The following is a 17,059-nucleotide window of genomic DNA, read 5'->3' as shown; positions in this document are numbered from 1 at the left end:
GTATTTGCAGGATGCGATAACGTGTTCAATTTGATAAAGTAGTGAAAAAGAATGAAAAAATGGAAAAGGTGATTCACGGATGAAAAAACAACTTAAAATTCAAAAATTGCATGGGATATCCCCGTATATATGGGCCATTTTTTTCATCCTTCCCTTTTATTTTATCATTAAGGCTCCTTCGACTTTAGGCATTGTGATCGGCATTATTTTGAACGTTGTCTTTTTCGCTGTCTATCGTTTTGCCTTTATCGCAAAAGGCTGGTCTTTATATGTATTAGGCCTTCTCTTGATTGCGATTTCTACTGGCTATGTCATGCTCTACAGCTACATTTATTTCGCTTTTTGCATCGCCTATTTCAATGGGCATATTAAAAGAAAAGTACCTTTCTATATCTTATACTATATTCATGTCGGGAGCGCCGCCATTGCGGTGAATTTCAGTCTGATCTTAAAAAAGGGCTGGTTTCTCACGCAAATTCCCTTGGTTCTCATTACACTCATTAGTGCCATTCTCCTCCCCCTCAGCATTCGAAGCAGGAAGGAACGTGAACGGCTCGAAGAGAAATTAGAAGATGCCAATGAACGTATCGCTGACCTTGTAAAAATTGAAGAAAGGCAGCGCATTGCACGTGATCTGCATGATACCCTTGGACAAAAGCTTTCCCTCATCGGTTTAAAGAGTGATCTTGCCCGAAAACTGGTTTATAAAGACCCAGAGCAGGCTCGTGCCGAACTGAAAAGCGTCCAGCAAACAGCCAGAACGTCTCTCAATGAAGTGCGGAAAATTGTTTCCTCCATGAAAGGTATTCGGATCAAGGATGAAATGTTGAACATAGAGCAAATTCTCGAAGCGGCCGGGATAGAATTGATCTATGATGAAAAGGAAGCACCGAAACACATCTCTCTTCTCAACGAAAACATTGTGAGCATGTGTATAAAAGAAGCGGTCACCAATATCGTCAAACATAGTGATGCCACGGTCTGTAAAATAACCATTCATCAAAAGTCAAAAGAAGCGGTCATCACGGTTGAAGATGATGGGACATTTAAAGGAGATCACCCCTCCTCTCAAACGAAGGGACATGGCCTTTTAGGGATTAGAGAACGATTGGAATTTGCAAATGGACGCCTTCACCTTGAGACAAAAGATGGGACGAAGCTGATCATGAGCATTCCAAATGATTCAGCAGCAAAAGAAAAGGAGGGAATGAAATGATCAACATCTTTATCGCAGAGGATCAGCAAATGCTGCTTGGTGCGCTCGGTTCACTTCTTGATTTAGAAGACGATATGAAGGTAGTTGGGAAAGGAACGAATGGCCAGGATGCCATCGATTTTGCCCAAAAGCACCCTGTTGATATTTGCTTAATGGATATTGAAATGCCAGGGAAATCCGGACTTGATGCAGCAGAAGAGCTCAAAGGGACAGATGTGAAAATCATCATTTTAACGACCTTTGCCCGCTCAGGTTATTTCCAAAGGGCGCTCAAAGCTGGCGTCAGCGGCTATATGCTGAAAGACAGTCCAAGTGAAGATCTGGCAAGTGCCATTCGCAGTGTGATGAAAGGGAAAAAGGTGTACGCCCCTGAATTAATGGAAGACTTATATAGTGACGAAAACCCTTTAACAGAACGAGAGAAATCAGTCCTTGAACTCGTCGCAGACGGCAAAAACACAAAAGAAATTGCTAAGGAACTCAGCATTAAAAGCGGCACTGTCCGAAACTACATTTCCATTATTTTAGATAAGCTAGAAGTGAAAAACCGCATTGAAGCCATTACACGCTCAAAAGAAAAAGGCTGGTTTAAATAAGAAAAAAGATCAGGACACATGTGCCTTGATCTTTTTTTCTACCAAAAATCCCCCTCTATTTTTTATCACCAACTATCAAAATGCAATTGACAACAGACCGCACTCCTATGATATGATACCCAAGTGATAATAATTATCATTATCACTTGTACAATCAAATACCGGCTTATGTGCCGATTTCAAAGGAGTCTACATTCATGAAGAAAATATTGTTCCCTCTGATGCTCATCTTTGTACTTGCGTTGAGCGCATGTGGCAATAGCAGCAGCTCTTCCTCAAATAAAGGAAATCAATCAACATCATCAGACAAGATTACATATCAATCTGAAAATGGCCCTGTGAAGCTGCCAGCGCATCCAAAACGTGTCGTTGTACTCGGTTCTTACACGGGTAATGTCATGTCACTAGGTGTGAACCTAGTCGGCGTCGACTCTTGGTCAAAAAAGAACCCTCGCTTCCAAAAGGAATTGAAAGATGTGGAAGAAGTGTCGGATGCCAATGTGGAAAAAATCATGAAACTAAAGCCTGATGTCATCATTGGCTTAAGCAATACAAAAAATGTAGAAAAACTAAAAAAAATCGCGCCAACAGTCTTGTTTACGTATAACAAAGTCGATTACCTTCAGCAGCATATTGAAATTGGAAAAGTATTAAACAAAGAAAAAGAAGCCAAAGCATGGGTAAAAGATTTTAAAGAACGCGCAGCTGAAGCTGGGAAAGAAATCAAAGCGAAAATCGGTGAGGATGCGACGGTTTCTGTGTTTGAAAGCGGCACAAAAGATCTTTACGTGTTTGGAGATGCATGGGGCCGCGGCACAGAAATCCTCTACCAAGAAATGAAACTAAAAATGCCTGAAAAAGTGAAAGAAAAAGCATTAAAAGCTGGCTACTATGCGATTTCACAAGAAGTGATTCCTGAATTTGCTGGAGACTATATGATCATAAGTAAAAACAGCGAAATGGACAATTCCTATCAAAACAGTGAAATCTACAAGTCCATCCCTGCTGTGAAAAAACATCGTGTGTATGAGGCAAATGCAGAAGAATTCTATTTTAATGATCCGCTCACGCTCGACTATCAACTATCATTCTTTAAAAAGCACTTTTTAGGTAAATAAACTGAAGCAAGGGAACCCTTCCCTTGCTTTTTTCTTGTCTGCTTCTAGCGGCAGCGCTTTTTTTCCGCTACAATTACATACAAGCGAATACAAAAAGTGTGGTGCTGGTTTTGTTTAAAATTTTACTGATTGAGGACGATACAACCCTCTTCCAAGAAATCAAAGAACGTCTAGTTAACTGGTCCTATGATGTTTATGGGATTCACGATTTTCAACAGGTCATGCAGGAATTCACTTCTGTTCAGCCTGATCTCGTCATTATTGATATACAGCTCCCAAAATACGATGGCTTTCATTGGTGCCGGATGATTCGGCATCATTCAAATGTACCTATTATCTTCCTCTCCTCTCGTGACCACCCTGCTGATATGGTCATGTCGATGCAGCTCGGTGCCGATGATTTTGTACAAAAGCCCTTTCACTTTGACGTGCTCATTGCCAAAGTCAGTGCCGTTCTTCGCAGAGTGCATGATTATAATGCAGAACCTTCCAGCTTAAAGGTATGGTGCGGCGCTGCCATTGACCTTGAAAAAAACACCGTAACAAATGATCACGGTGAAGTGGAATTAACGAAAAATGAACTGTTTATTCTCAAGGAATTGATTCAGCATAAAAATCATATTGTCAGCAGAGAATCACTCATTCAAGCATTGTGGGAGGATGAACGGTTTGTCAGTGACAATACACTGACTGTCAACGTCAATCGCCTAAGAAAAAAACTAGATGAGATCTCCCTTGGCACCTACATTGAGACAAAAGTGGGTCAAGGCTATCTTGCAAAGGAAAAGGATGATCACTGATGCTGCAAGCATTTTTAAAAGAACGAAGAAGCTGGATCCTGTTCTTTCTTAGTTTGCAGCTCCTCATTCTGTTTGTTGCTTATTTGGATACGACCATTCCAATGGCGTCTCTTTTTTATATTGTGTTATTATCTACGTTTTTCATGATCGTCTTTCTCTTTTTCCGATATCGTAAAGAAACGGCGTATTATGAGCGGCTGAAAGAATGGGATGATCATATTGATCATCAAATGCGGCTCACTCCATCTTCCCCATTTGAACAGCTTGTACATGATGCGACGTCAGAGCAAATTGCCCGCTACCGGCAAATGGCAGCAGAGCAGCAAATCGCCCTTGAAGAAGAGAAGGATGAATTGCTCTCATGGATACATGAAGTGAAAACACCTCTCACAGCGATGCGCTTAATGATTGACCGCTTAACAGAGCAGCCGCTGAAATCGAATATGACGTACGAATGGCTTAGAATTCATTTATTACTCGATGCCCAGCTGCACCAAAGCAGAATACGTCATATCGAAAATGATTTATTTATTGAACAGCTTGACCTGCAAAGCATCTTAGCGAAGGAAATCAAAGCGCTCCAATCATGGTGCATGCAAAAAGGAATCGGCTTTGAACTCACGCTAGAAGAACGTCACGTATTAAGTGATACAAAATGGTTATCCTTTATGATCAGACAGGTGCTCACAAATGCAGTTAAGTACAGTCATTCGTCCGATATTGCCATTGAAAGCAAGCGAATGAATGACCAAGTGATGCTGACGATCTCAGATCAAGGCAGAGGGATAGATCCAAGAGACCTTTCTCGTATTTTTGAAAAAGGCTTTACCTCAACGAGACATCACAATGACACCGCCTCAACAGGAATGGGGCTTTATTTAACGAAAAAAGGAGCAGACGCTCTTCATATCAAGATCGAGGTCAACTCCACGATAGATCAAGGCACAACCTTCACCTTTATCTTTCCGAAAAAGAATGATTTTGTGCATATTGCGAGCATGTGACAACAATGTCACATGCTCGTCTGTTTTGTTCGCCAAATCGAAGGAAGTGCGGCGGGCTTCTTTTTATACTAGAGGTATTAATTAAATAGAAAAAGGGGATCGACAAATGAACATTTTAGAAGCTCGCAAAATATATAAAAGCTACGGAAATAAATTCAACAAACAAGAGGTGCTGAGCGGCATTGATTTGACCATTGAAGCCGGAGAATTTGTCAGCATTATGGGGCCATCAGGTTCGGGGAAAACAACCCTTCTGAACGTATTGTCCTCGATCGATCATGTGTCCAGCGGATCGATTCGTATTGCAGATGTTGAGATGACACAAATGAAGGATCAGCAGCTCGCAGAATTTAGAAAAAAGCAGCTTGGCTTTGTCTTTCAGGATTATAACTTACTTGATACACTCACGGTCAAAGAGAACATCCTCTTGCCATTATCCATCTCCAAAACGCCGAAAAAAGAAGCTTTTGAACGTTTTCAACAGCTCGCGGAGGACATGGGCATCTATGAATTAAGAGACAAATATCCGAATGAACTCTCTGGTGGACAAAAGCAGCGGACATCAGCAGTTCGCGCCTTCATTCATGAGCCGAGTCTGATTTTTGCGGATGAACCTACCGGAGCGCTTGATTCCAAATCTGCATCTGATCTACTCAATAAGCTGCAAGATTTCAATCGCAAACGAAAAGCGACCATAGTCATGGTGACACATGATCCTGTCGCAGCCAGCTATTCAAGACGCGTCATTTTTATCAAGGACGGACAAATCTATACTCAGTTGAATAAAGGTGCTTTAGAGAGAAAGATGTTTTTCGAGGATATTATGAAAACGCAAGGTGTCTTAGGCGGTGTGAAGCATGAACATTAATCAGCTCGTCTTCCGAAACCTGAAGAAAAATTTGAAGAATTACTACTTATACGTGTTCGCTCTTGTATTTAGTGTGGCGCTCTATTTTTCTTTTGTCACCTTGCAGTACTCACCAGCACTTGATGATGTAAAAGGGTCCATTAAAGGCGGTGCGTCGATTAAAGCCGCTTCGGTACTGCTCATTGCCATTGTTGGAATCTTCCTGTTATATGCGAACAGCATTTTTATTAAACGCCGAGGGAAAGAAATAGGTCTCCTGCAGCTCATTGGCATGACGAAACAAAAAATTGCCAAACTGCTCAATGCAGAAAATTTCATCCTATATGTGTTCTCAATGGCTGTTGGTATCATAGCTGGATTTATCGGTTCAAAGCTCATGCTGATGGTGCTATTTAAAGTAACAGGCGTTAATGCCATCGCCCATCTGCATTTTTCAGGCATGGCCCTTCTGCAAACGCTCATTGTCTTTTTCATCATCTATGGATTAATTATGTTAAGAAATAGACGGTTTATTAGTAAACAGACAATTTTATCTTTGTTTAGAACCACGTCTTCTACAGAGCAGCGTGTGAAAAAGATCTCTGTGTTTGAAATCATCATTGGGGTTTTCGGTATTGTCTTGATCAGCTCAGGCTATTATATTTCTTCTCAGCTTTTTAGCGGCTCATATACGTCCATGCTTGAGTTATTTTCAGCAATGATTTATATTCTAGCCTCTGTCATTATCGGTACCTTTCTCTTTTATAAAGGCTCTGTTTCTTTCATTGCCAATATTGTACGAAAAAGAAAAAATGGCTATCTCGCCATTCATGAAGTCCTGTCTTTGTCATCTATTATGTTCCGATTAAAATCAAATGCACTGCTTTTAACGATTATTACAACCGTATCTGCTCTTGCCATCGGGTTGTTATCTTTAAGCTACATTTCCTATTACTCAGCAGAAAAAACCGCTGAACAACAGATTCCATCACATTTTGTCATGGGCTCAGAGAAAGAAGCCGATACCTTCACTCGTGCACTTTCTGACAAACATATTGCGTATGAAAAAAAGCAGTTCAAGGTCATCCAAGCGGATTTTGATGCACATAAGATCATGGATTCGGAATTACAAAGTTTGAAAAAGGATCCAGGAGTCTTGACACTGCCTGTGATCAGTGAGAAAAATGCACCTAATATTCATGTGGAAAACAACGAAGTCATCTTAAGCGGCTACAGTGATTTATTGAAGAAATTCATGCCGATTCAAAGCTCAGGTGATGTGAAACTTCTCATCAAGAAGCCGCTTGATTTAAAAGTCATTGATATGAAGAAAGATTACATCATCTCTTACAAATTCACTTTTGGCGGTCTGCCTGTTGCCGTCGTCAGTCAAAATGTCTTTGAGAAGCTTGACCAGCAGAAAGATCCTAAACTGCAGCTTGAGAATAATCAATATAACGCGGTCAATATAAAAGATGTTAAAAACCTTGAACAAGCCAATGATGTGTTTACATCTTTAAAACTAGGTGACGACAGCATGTCTCAATTAGCTTCAGCTCAGCAGCAAAAGCAAACAATGGGACTGATGATGTTTGTGGTTGGATTTTTAGGTCTAAGCTTCCTTGTGACATCAGGCTGTATTTTATACTTCAAACAGATGAATGAAAGTGAAGAAGAACAAAGCTCGTACACGATCTTACGTAAGCTTGGCTTTACAGAGAAAGATCTATTAAAAGGCATTCGGCTCAAACAGCTATTTAACTTTGGGATTCCGCTCATCATCGGATTGCTGCACAGCTACTTTGCAGTACAGTCTGGCTGGTTTTTATTCGGCGGTGAACTGTGGACACCAATGCTCATCGTCATGTCGATTTATACGGTTTTATATTCTGTCTTCGGATTCCTATCTGTCCAGTATTACAAAAAGGTCATTAAAGAATCCTTGTAATCTATTCCCCATAGGCCGCTGTCTATGGGGATATGTTTGTTTATGATGGAGTTGATTCAAACTTGTGCGATAGAATATGATCTCTTGCCGCATAAGCTTTGCGTTTGACCTCTTCTAGGTTCACACCAACAAGCTTTCCGCTTCGTTTCACTGCTTTTCCAGCCACATAGACAGAATCAACATTTGAAGGATGTGCCGTTTGGACAACCGCTCCAGCCGGATCTGTCATCGGCAGAAGATTCATGCTTGTCCGGTCGATCAGGATGAAATCAGCTTCTTTTCCAGGTGTGAGCGAGCCAATTTTATGATCAAGCTGTAATGCACGAGCCCCATTGATCGTTGCAGCTTCAAGCATTTGATGAGCAGAAATCCCAAGTTCAGGTCCTGGCATGATTCCCTCCATCAGCAATGATTGATTTTGAAGCGCGCGCTCTGCCTGAAGTCCGAATTTCATTTGAGCAAACAAATCTCCGCCTGTCGCTGTTACCACATCTACACCGAGCGTTGGAAGAACACCTTGTTCAATCGCAAGTCCTGTTACAGGATAACCGTGACCCATCATCATCTCAATTTCAGGTGTAATAGATATGGAGCTTCCGCTGTCTGCCAGCATCTTCATTTGATCCGCATCGATTGCATTGATATGCACCATGTTGAGGTCAGGTGCGAGTAACCCTGCTTTGTGAAGCCGCTCAATCGAACGATCCTCCGCTCCCCAATTCCCAAAGCCAATGTGCATACTGCATAAAGCATCTAGAGACCGGGCTGTTTCAATTTCAAATACTGAAGTCTCCCATGAGGAAAACTCTGGTCCACGAATCGCAAGCCCCATCGTCAAGAGCTGATCTGATGATTGAAAATGCGCTTTTTTCACGCGTGCTGCGTCCTCCATATTGGTGAGCGTGCTCTCCCTATCCCAATACTCAGCATCTCCAGAAGAGCCAAAAGCAAAAACAGCTCGAATGCCCGCATCTTTTAATCCTCCGATGAGCTCTTCTGTATGATCCATTGAATTGATCATCGTCCAGTCTAAACATGTGGTCACTCCTGCATCTAACGCCTCTAATGCCCCTAAATAATTTGCGATTCGATCATCGGATGGGCGTCTCATCGCACCATAGTTACCATAATAGATTTTGCTCAAATATGTCTGCAAAGACCAATCTGTGCCTATGCCTCTGATGACAGACTGCCACACATGACGATGTGTATCCACAAGCCCTGGCATGATCACCATATCGGACGCATCGACAATGTCAGCATCATTTGCTTCAATTAAAGGTCCGACCTCTAAAATGTGTGTCCCTTCAATTAATAAATCTCCCTTTTCTAAAAAACCTAAAGTTGGATCAAGTGTTAAAATCGCTGCATCTTTAAACAATGTTTTCTTCATCCATATCCCCCTTTTCAAATGACGAGGAAGAGTTCCCCCACCCTCACTGTCATTTTAAAACATAAAAGGATCGAATTAGAAGAAAAGTGACTTCACCAACTGTTTTATGAGCTGATTTTTTTGAAATAGTTGTAAATACGATTTAATTTAGCCTCATGTTTCCCTTTTGGACTTTCCATCATGCCGAACTCAAAAAACTTCACAGGTTTGATTCCGACATATTGTAAGAGGGCTCTTTTCATTAACATCTTGTGTGCATTTTGCAAAAAGAATAAAGGGTAATTGGTTGGCCCTTGCATTGTCGATACACAAACAGCACTTTTTCTTTTTAACAGTCCTTCTGGAAGCAGCCCGCCTGTTTGACGGTAAGCAAAATTAGCAGCAAACATGCGGTCAATAAAGCCAAGCAGCATGGCTGGCGGCCGCCCCCACCAAATGGGATAAACGAACACGATTTTATCTGCCCATTTGATCTTTTCCTGATACACCCGAATGTCAGGGTCCTTATGCATATCACGCCTTTTTTTCTCTTCATTAAAAATCAGCACAGGATCAAATTCTTCTTTGTATAAATCGATAATTTTCACTTCATGAACCAGTGGATTTTCTTCACTGCCTTTCATAATTTCTTTTAAAAAAGCACCATTTAAACTATTGTGATGAGGGTGAGTATAAATAATGAGTAGATTCATGTGTTGTCTCCTTTTGTTATCATTTGATAACTAAATGATATACCCCTCTTAATTAGTTGTCAAATGATAATTGTTTTTTGATAATAATTTTGGTATGTTACATAAGAGGTGATAAACATGAAGCATCCCCATTTCTTCAAGGAATTCGTAGCATTTGCTTCTACTTTTTCAGAGCTGAAGCACGCCCTGATGAGCAAAGTCAAACCAGTTGACCTAACGACCTTACAATACTTAATTCTAGAGCAGCTAGCTGTCAGCGAACCGCTTACGCCTAGTGAAATTGCCGACTGTCAGCACATGTCTCTTCCAAATGTCAGCAGAGAACTAAAAAAACTGCACGAAAAACAATTTATAGATAAAAAGGAAGACAAAGATGATAAGCGAAAGCATGTGATCATGCTGTCTGACAAAGGCCGCGCTTGTATGAACGATGCTTTCCAGCATATCGAAAGGATGCTATTAGACAGCCTATCTTCCACAGATACAGAACAAATGGATGACATCGTACAAGCTCTCCGCCTATTAAATCAAACGATTTTCAAAAAATGACCTCATGAGGAAAGCATGGGAGATACGCTCATGCAAAGGTTGCTAAACTTCAAAATACAAAAAAGCGCGGGCTCTAATCCGCCCAGACGCTTCTCGCTTTTTTCTCTATGAACCTTTATACAATCAATTGATACGCAATGTATAACGCGACAAGCCAGATCATGACCGCTGAAGCTTTATTGATACGGTTCATCCACTCGCCGTTTGTATCTAACTTCCCTAGCATCTTCCCTAAAAAAGCGAGCCCAATAAACCATAACCAGGACACGATGATACAGGCGAGTGTAAATGCCAGTTTTTCTGCCCCGCTATATTGAAGCGAATTTGTTCCAATCACACCAATTGTATCAAGAATGGCGTGGGGATTTAAAAGTGAAACTGAACAGGCAAAGACAATTTGCTTTCTCGCAGGCATGAATTCCTGCTTCTCTTTATCACCTGATGATGAGCTTGTGTTCCACACGGACCATCCCATATAAACTAAAAAACAAAACACAATAATATAAAGGCCGATTTGCAGTACAGGAATGGTGAACACCACAACTGAAACACCAATGACAGCTAATGCAATTAATAGTGTGTCACAAAGAGCAGCAGTGATAACGACAGGTAAGGCCTGATATAATCGCGGCTGAAGCGCTCCTTGCTGAAACACAAATACATTTTGTGCGCCCAATGGTAAAATGAGACCAAAGGCAAGCACAATTCCATGAATGATGGCAATGAACATCTTCTAACATTCTCCTTTTCCAGCAATTCTTACACATTTTATCATAGAACATCATGACCGCTTCCAGCGGATTTGATTTTCCGTAAAAAAAAGCGCTGGATGCTTCCATCCAAACGCTTTTCGTTTATTCATCATGATCCTTTTCGTGCAAGCTCTCTTTCTCTCAGCTCGACACGGCGGATTTTCGCTGACGGTGTTTTTGGCAGTTCGTCAATGAATTCAATTTCTCTTGGGTATTTGTAAGGTGCTGTTGTGTTTTTCACATGTGTCTGCAGCTCTTTGATCAGCTCATCACTTTGTGCTGATCCATCACGCAGGACGACATATGCCTTCACAATTGATCCTCTGATTTCATCTGGACTAGCCACAACCGCACATTCTTTGACTGCTGGGTGTTTAATCAGTGCATCTTCTACTTCAAACGGCCCAATGGTATAGCCTGAGCTGACGATGATATCATCTCTGCGGCTTTCAAACCAGAAGTACCCATCTTCGTCTTTTTTCGCGCGGTCACCGGTAATAAAGTAATTTCCGCGGCGCTGCGCTTTTGTACGCTCTTCATCTTTGTAGTATTCCTTAAATAGCGCCGGCGTTTCGAGATGGACCGCAATGTCACCAACTTCTCCAGGAGCGCATACGCTGCCGTCCTCATCAATGATCTCGACTTCGTTGCCAGGTGTTGGTTTTCCCATACTGCCTGGCTTGATGTCCATTCCTTTTAGCACCCCTACGAGCAGTGTGCTTTCTGTTTGGCCATAGCCATCTCGTACTTCTATATCAAAATGCTTTTTGAATGTATCAATGACTTCACGGTTCAACGGCTCTCCCGCAGAAACGGCACTATGCAGCTTTGGCAGCTCGTACTGACTCAAGTCATCTACTTTCGCCATAAAACGATATTCTGTCGGCGTACAGCATAGGACATTGATTTCATTTTTTTGAAGCAGCTCTAAGTACGTATTTGGATTGAATTTCCCTCCGTATACAAAGCCTTCTGCGCCACTTCCTAACACAGATAAGAGAGGGCTCCACACCCATTTTTGCCAGCCTGGCCCTGCTGTCGCCCATACTTTATCTCCCTCATTAATAGAGAGCCATGCTTTGGCAGCTGTGCGTAAATGTGCATACGCCCATCCGTGTGTATGAACAACCCCTTTTGGATGACCTGTCGTACCAGATGTATAGGATAAGAACGCCATGTCTGTACGTGTTGTTGGAGCCATTTGCAGCTCACTTGATTGTTGATCCTTTTGCGCTAGAATATTTGTCCAGCCATGATCGTTTTCACCGATTGAGAATGTTTTAAAATCGTTTGGCTGATTGGTTCCGTCGAACGATTGAATGAATGAAGAGTAAACAATCGCTCCCTTTGCTTCTGCATGTTCAATTCGGTAATCTAAATCTTTTGCACGCAGCATTTCTGAACAAGGAATGACGACCATTCCTGTTTTCAAAATTGCTAAATAAATGCTGTATGCCTCTAGCATGCGCGGCACCATCACAATGATTTTATCGCCTTTTTTAAAGCCTGCATTTAATAATACATGACCAATTTTATTTGCTTCTTCCACTAAAGCTGCATACGTCACATGCGCTTCGTGGCCATTTCCATCCTGCCAGTGCAGGGCCATTTTCTCCTTGTCATGACTGAACGCTTCAATCTCACTGACTAAGTTATATTGTTCTGGTGCAATTAAGTCTTCTCTTTTCATGGTACAGCTCCTTTTAGCCTCTTTCTATGAAACGAAACATGTTTCAATTTACCTATTCTAACACTCATAACTGAAAAATGCTTGAATTAGGACCTACTCCTAGTATTATGCCATAATTTTTTTCATTCGTCTTCTTTTTCAGAAATATTCAAACTATTTTTATGTACAAAAAGAAAAGAGCGGGAATGATCCCGCTCCTAAGCCATAACTTTTTAATTGTGTGTCTTAGAAAGATCCGCCACCCATATGTTGTTGAGCGTAAGATACAAGACGCTTAGTGATTTCTCCACCAACTGATCCGTTAGCGCGAGATGTTGTTTCTGCACCAAGGTTTACACCGAATTCAGAAGCGATTTCGTACTTCATTTGGTCGATTGCTTGTGCAGCGCCTGGTACTAGTAATTGGTTAGAACTGCTTTGTCTGTTTTGTTGAGCCATGTGTTCTCACCTCCTTGTGAATATAGAATGTGTAGAAACACATGACTTCATGCGATTGATTTTATGGTAATTATTATGAAATTTTTATTTTAGAATAAATCAGCGAATTCGTCTGCCGCTTTCTTCTCATTTGTGACGATGATCGTTTCCATTTGATCCACTGCCTCGTCGAGCATCGGCTCGAAATCAGCAAAGCTTTCGTAGCGTTCTACTTTCTCAAGCTTTGGTTTTGTTTTAGGAGATGGCGGCGTAAAGATCGTGCAGCAATCCTCGAAAGGCTGAATACTTGTCTCGTAAGTGCCAATTCGTCTCGCTTCATCAATAATGTCATTTTTATCAACAGCAATGAGCGGTCGAATGATTGGTGTATTGGTCACATGGTTAATCGCATACATGCTTTCCAGTGTCTGACTTGCGACTTGTCCAAGGCTTTCACCCGTAATAATCGCAAGAGCATCACGCTTCGCTCTTATTTTATCAGCTATTTTCAGCATCATTCTTCTTGTAGATGTCATCGTATAGTTTTCAGGTACTTGTTTGTGAATCAGCTCTTGAATTTTTGTAAAAGGAACGATGTGAAGCTTCACTTCGCCTCCATATGCTGCTAAGCATTCTGTAAGATCAATGACCTTTTGCTTGGCACGTTCACTTGTATATGGGGGACTAAAAAAATGTACAGCCTCAATTTGAATTCCGCGTTTCATTGCTTGATAGCCGGCAACTGGGCTGTCAAAGCCGCCTGAAAGCATGAGCATCGCTCTTCCGCTTGAACCAACCGGCAGGCCGCCTGCACCCTTGACATCTTTAAATGTAATATACGTCGCATGTTCTCTTATTTCAATGCGCAAATGTACATCCGGCTGTTTGACATTGACCGTTAAGTTTTCCGTATTCTTCAGCACATATCCGCCAATTTCGCGGTTCATTTCATTTGAATCAAGTTCAAATTGTTTATAAGAACGTTTCGTTGAGACCTTAAATGTATTTCCTTGTTCATATACTTCCTGTACCGCTGTGAGTGACGCTTCTTTGATGGCATCGAGATTTGTCTCACATTTCACCGCAAGACTAAAGCTTTGTATGCCAAATACACCTTTAAGCTGTTCTGAAATCGGTTCAGGGTCTTCTCCGTTCAGCATGATCGTGATGCGGTCTCTGTCAGATGCGTACTTTAATGCATCAAAATCTTTTAATACAAATCGGATATGCTGTCTTAGTTTTTCAATAAATTTCTTTCTATTCTTCCCTTTTGTTGAGATCTCACCAAAACGGACTAAAATATGATCATATTTCATGCTGTTATCTCATTCCTTTTAGTTTTTTTACACTTTGTGCGATCGATGTGATGATTTGCGGCGCTAGCTCTGGTCCTTGTCCAAATGTCAAACTGATTCTCATACTGCTTTTGGCCACTTCTTCTGCTTTCCCCATCGCTAGCAGCACACGACTTGGCTCTTTTTTCTTGGCTGAGCAGGCAGAGGTTGTCGAGACATACATGCCTTCTTTTTCAAGCATATGGAGAAGAACCTCGATTTGAATACCTGGCACTGAAAAATTCACAATGTGCGGCGCACTTTGCGTCAGCGGTGTGTTGATGACAATACCTTCTATTTCTCCAAGCTGTTTTTGCAGCTGCGTTTTTAAGTTAAGCATTTCATCATGATAATTTTTCAGCCGTTCGAATGATTGTTTCATGGCTTTTGCTAAGCTGACAGCACCAGCAGGGTTTTCAGTACCTGACCGTAGTCCTAATTCCTGCTCCCCTCCTGTGATGAAAGGGGCAAGCACAACATCTTTTTTTAAAAAGAGCGCTCCTGTCCCTTTTAAGCCATGAATTTTGTGGCCAGATATCGTCAAAAGATCCACATCCAGCTGTTTATTAAGTGCTACTCTGCACATTCCCTGGACCCCGTCGACATGAAAAAGGGCATTTTCGGCATGCTCACGAATGATGCCAGCAGCTTCTTCAATCGGCTGGATGGCACCCGTTTCGTTATTGACATGCATCATGCTGACCAGTACTGTATCAGGGCGTAGCACTTCTTTTAAATGATTCATATCAGCATGGCCATGCTCATTTACTTGAATATAGGAGATATCAAAACCAAATAAAGCCTTCAGCTGTTCAAACGATTCGATGACAGAGGGGTGTTCAATTGCTGTTGTCACAATATGTTTCCCCCGGTTCATTTTGGCTAGAGCTGCTCCTTTAATGGCAATGTTATTTGCTTCTGTTGCGCCAGAAGTGAAAATAATCTCATATTGTTTCAATCCTGTATAGTGAAGCATTTGTTTTCTCGTTTCACTTAGCAGCCGGCTGGCATCAATTCCGAGCTGATGAAGCGAAGACGGATTACCAAAAAAACGCTCACTCACTTGCTGATATACTTGTAAAACCTCTGGATAAGGCTTGGTTGTTGCACTATTATCAAGATAGATCATATTGTAACTCCTTACAAAAAGCTTAAAAAATAAATGCATTTATATGTTACCATAATGAAGTCAGACAGAGAATTTTCTGAAAATGGCAGTTGACAACTTTTCATTTTCACTATATCATCCATAGTGCAATTGTCACACGATCATCTAAATTGTCAGAATATTTTAATTTGACACACTACACTGATTAAGGAGGAACTATTTTGAAAAATAGTTTAAGTATAAAAGAGACGCTAGCCATTGGTCTAATGCTTTTTGCATTATTCTTTGGCGCAGGAAATATGATTTTCCCACCTGTTCTTGGACAATATGCGGGTGAGAATGTATGGCTTGCCATCGGTGGATTTTTACTCACAGGAGTAGGTCTTCCGCTTCTAGGGGTGATTGCAGTCGCCCTTACAGGTACCGGTGCAAAAGGCCTTGCGGATAAAGCGCACCCAAAATTCGGGACCATCTTCACCGTTATTCTGTATTTATCCATCGGACCATTTTTCGCTATTCCGCGAACTGGTACGGTTTCATACGAGATAGGATTAGCTCCATTTCTGTCAGGGGCACAGTCCACTTCATGGGTACCACTATTCATCTTTACCGTTGTGTTTTTCACTATTTCATACCTGCTTGCTTTAAATCCTTCAAAGCTGGTTGATCGAATTGGTAAAATTTTGACACCGATCTTATTAACTGTTATTGCCATTATTGTCATTAAAGCCATTGCTACGCCAATGGGAATGATCGGTGCTCCTGATGCAACATATGAAGCAAACCCGCTCTTCACTGGATTTTTAGAAGGCTATAAAACAATGGATGCTCTTGCTTCTATCGTATTTGGGATCGTCGTGGTGACGGCTGTTAAGGAAAGAGGCATCACGGAGCGTAAATCTCTTGCAGCGGCTTGTATTAAAGCAGGACTCGTGGCAGCTGTTGGGCTGGCATTGGTGTACATTTCACTTGCTTATGTGGGTGCTTCAAGTCCCGATGCGACGGGAATGGTTGGAGCAAATGACGGCGGCAAACTGCTTTCACTTTCTGCCAACTTTTTATTCGGTTCTGCTGGAAACATTGTACTTGGCGCAGCCATTTTATTCGCTTGTTTAACGACTAGTGTTGGACTTATTTCATCCTGTGGGGAATATTTTTCAAAGCTCATCCCTAGCCTTTCTTATCGCACAGTCGTTCTAATTGTTTCTTTATTTAGTACACTGGTTGCAAACCTTGGTTTGGCACAAATTATCTCTCTATCTGTTCCAGTTCTTGTGACAATCTATCCACTGGCAATTGTCATTATTTTATTGTCATTCCTTGATCGCTGGATTAACGGAAGAAGACTCATTTATATCGTATCTCTTATCTTTACTGGTTTCTTTGCCATCATTGATGGATTATTAGCTGCCAAAGTGAACCTCGGTGACTTGCCTGACATCTTAGATTCAATCGTACCGTTTTACGATTTAGGCATTGGCTGGATCTTACCAGCTATTATCGGTGCTGTGGTTGGTTTACTTATTTCGATGTTTACCAGCCCGCCCAAACAGCTCGCCTCATAGTCATAAACCGAAACATCCCCTTCTTCATTG

The 17,059-nt window shown here is 41.5% G+C and carries 16 protein-coding genes; 9 read left to right on the top strand and 7 right to left on the bottom strand.

The features are described 5' to 3' along the window. The first annotated feature begins 79 nt into the window (after positions 1-79). The 7 genes from C6Y02_RS10110 to C6Y02_RS10080 all read left to right on the top strand — a co-directional run bounded on the left by C6Y02_RS10110 (position 80) and on the right by C6Y02_RS10080 (position 7,529). Positions 80-1,216: a sensor histidine kinase gene (locus C6Y02_RS10110; RefSeq protein WP_106031182.1), complete on the top strand. Its 1,137-nt coding sequence runs from the start codon at positions 80-82 to the stop codon at positions 1,214-1,216. After that, the gene (locus C6Y02_RS10105; protein WP_034661892.1) at positions 1,213-1,812 is read left to right on the top strand and encodes a response regulator transcription factor; all 600 of its coding nucleotides are present in this window, start codon (positions 1,213-1,215) and stop codon (positions 1,810-1,812) included. The genes C6Y02_RS10110 and C6Y02_RS10105 overlap by 4 nt, the downstream gene beginning before the upstream one ends. A gap of 197 nt (positions 1,813-2,009) precedes the next feature. Next, positions 2,010-2,930 (top strand): iron-hydroxamate ABC transporter substrate-binding protein, encoded by a 921-nt coding sequence (locus C6Y02_RS10100; protein WP_106031181.1) that lies wholly within the window; start codon positions 2,010-2,012, stop codon positions 2,928-2,930. 110 nt (positions 2,931-3,040) lie between these two features. Beyond that, a complete protein-coding gene (locus tag C6Y02_RS10095; RefSeq protein WP_106031295.1) occupies positions 3,041-3,730 on the top strand; it encodes a response regulator transcription factor in 690 nt (229 codons plus the stop codon). Beyond that, on the top strand, positions 3,730-4,734 hold the full coding sequence (locus C6Y02_RS10090; RefSeq protein WP_106031180.1) for a sensor histidine kinase: 1,005 nt from the start codon (positions 3,730-3,732) through the stop codon (positions 4,732-4,734). The genes C6Y02_RS10095 and C6Y02_RS10090 overlap by 1 nt, the downstream gene beginning before the upstream one ends. A 106-nt stretch (positions 4,735-4,840) precedes the next feature. Continuing rightward, on the top strand, positions 4,841-5,602 hold the full coding sequence (locus tag C6Y02_RS10085) for an ABC transporter ATP-binding protein (RefSeq protein WP_003216695.1): 762 nt from the start codon (positions 4,841-4,843) through the stop codon (positions 5,600-5,602). Continuing rightward, positions 5,592-7,529, top strand: coding sequence for an ABC transporter permease (locus C6Y02_RS10080; RefSeq protein ID WP_106031179.1), 1,938 nt, complete (start codon positions 5,592-5,594; stop codon positions 7,527-7,529). Before C6Y02_RS10085 ends, C6Y02_RS10080 begins: the two co-directional genes overlap by 11 nt. A 40-nt stretch (positions 7,530-7,569) precedes the next feature. Here C6Y02_RS10080 and C6Y02_RS10075 read toward each other — a convergent pair whose 3' ends face one another. Both C6Y02_RS10075 and C6Y02_RS10070 read right to left on the bottom strand, forming a co-directional pair. Next, complete coding sequence (locus tag C6Y02_RS10075) at positions 7,570-8,922, bottom strand: amidohydrolase family protein (protein ID WP_106031178.1); 1,353 nt, start codon at positions 8,920-8,922, stop codon at positions 7,570-7,572. Between the two features lie 104 nt (positions 8,923-9,026). Continuing rightward, positions 9,027-9,614 carry an NAD(P)H-dependent oxidoreductase gene (locus C6Y02_RS10070; RefSeq protein ID WP_106031177.1) on the bottom strand — a complete coding sequence of 196 codons (588 nt, stop codon included), beginning with the start codon at positions 9,612-9,614 and terminating at the stop codon, positions 9,027-9,029. A 117-nt stretch (positions 9,615-9,731) separates the two neighbouring features. Between C6Y02_RS10070 and C6Y02_RS10065 the strand changes: the two genes are divergently transcribed. Beyond that, entirely contained in the window at positions 9,732-10,163 is a 432-nt protein-coding gene (locus tag C6Y02_RS10065; RefSeq protein WP_106031176.1) for a MarR family winged helix-turn-helix transcriptional regulator, read from the top strand. Between the two features lie 115 nt (positions 10,164-10,278). Here C6Y02_RS10065 and C6Y02_RS10060 read toward each other — a convergent pair whose 3' ends face one another. The 5 genes from C6Y02_RS10060 to C6Y02_RS10040 all read right to left on the bottom strand — a co-directional run bounded on the left by C6Y02_RS10060 (position 10,279) and on the right by C6Y02_RS10040 (position 15,485). Beyond that, entirely contained in the window at positions 10,279-10,893 is a 615-nt protein-coding gene (locus C6Y02_RS10060; RefSeq protein ID WP_106031175.1) for a LysE/ArgO family amino acid transporter, read from the bottom strand. A gap of 131 nt (positions 10,894-11,024) precedes the next feature. After that, positions 11,025-12,605, bottom strand: coding sequence for an acyl-CoA synthetase MbcS (gene mbcS / locus C6Y02_RS10055; protein WP_060597007.1), 1,581 nt, complete (start codon positions 12,603-12,605; stop codon positions 11,025-11,027). A 225-nt stretch (positions 12,606-12,830) separates the two neighbouring features. Next, on the bottom strand, positions 12,831-13,043 hold the full coding sequence (locus C6Y02_RS10050) for an alpha/beta-type small acid-soluble spore protein (protein ID WP_024424829.1): 213 nt from the start codon (positions 13,041-13,043) through the stop codon (positions 12,831-12,833). Between the two features lie 89 nt (positions 13,044-13,132). After that, entirely contained in the window at positions 13,133-14,338 is a 1,206-nt protein-coding gene (thiI, locus tag C6Y02_RS10045) for a tRNA uracil 4-sulfurtransferase ThiI (RefSeq protein ID WP_106031174.1), read from the bottom strand. A 4-nt stretch (positions 14,339-14,342) separates the two neighbouring features. Then, the gene (locus tag C6Y02_RS10040) at positions 14,343-15,485 is read right to left on the bottom strand and encodes a cysteine desulfurase family protein (RefSeq protein ID WP_060597009.1); all 1,143 of its coding nucleotides are present in this window, start codon (positions 15,483-15,485) and stop codon (positions 14,343-14,345) included. A gap of 200 nt (positions 15,486-15,685) precedes the next feature. Here C6Y02_RS10040 and brnQ point away from each other — a divergent pair, with 200 nt between their 5' ends. Beyond that, positions 15,686-17,029, top strand: a complete 1,344-nt coding sequence (gene brnQ / locus C6Y02_RS10035; RefSeq protein WP_060597010.1) for a branched-chain amino acid transport system II carrier protein — start codon at positions 15,686-15,688, stop codon at positions 17,027-17,029. Positions 17,030-17,059: the final 30 nt, after the last annotated feature.

It is taken from the genome of Bacillus sp. NMCC4 (assembly GCF_002998555.1).
In the GTDB taxonomy this organism is placed as follows: domain Bacteria; phylum Bacillota; class Bacilli; order Bacillales; family Bacillaceae; genus Bacillus.
This window is presented reverse-complemented; position numbering and strand designations above follow the sequence as displayed.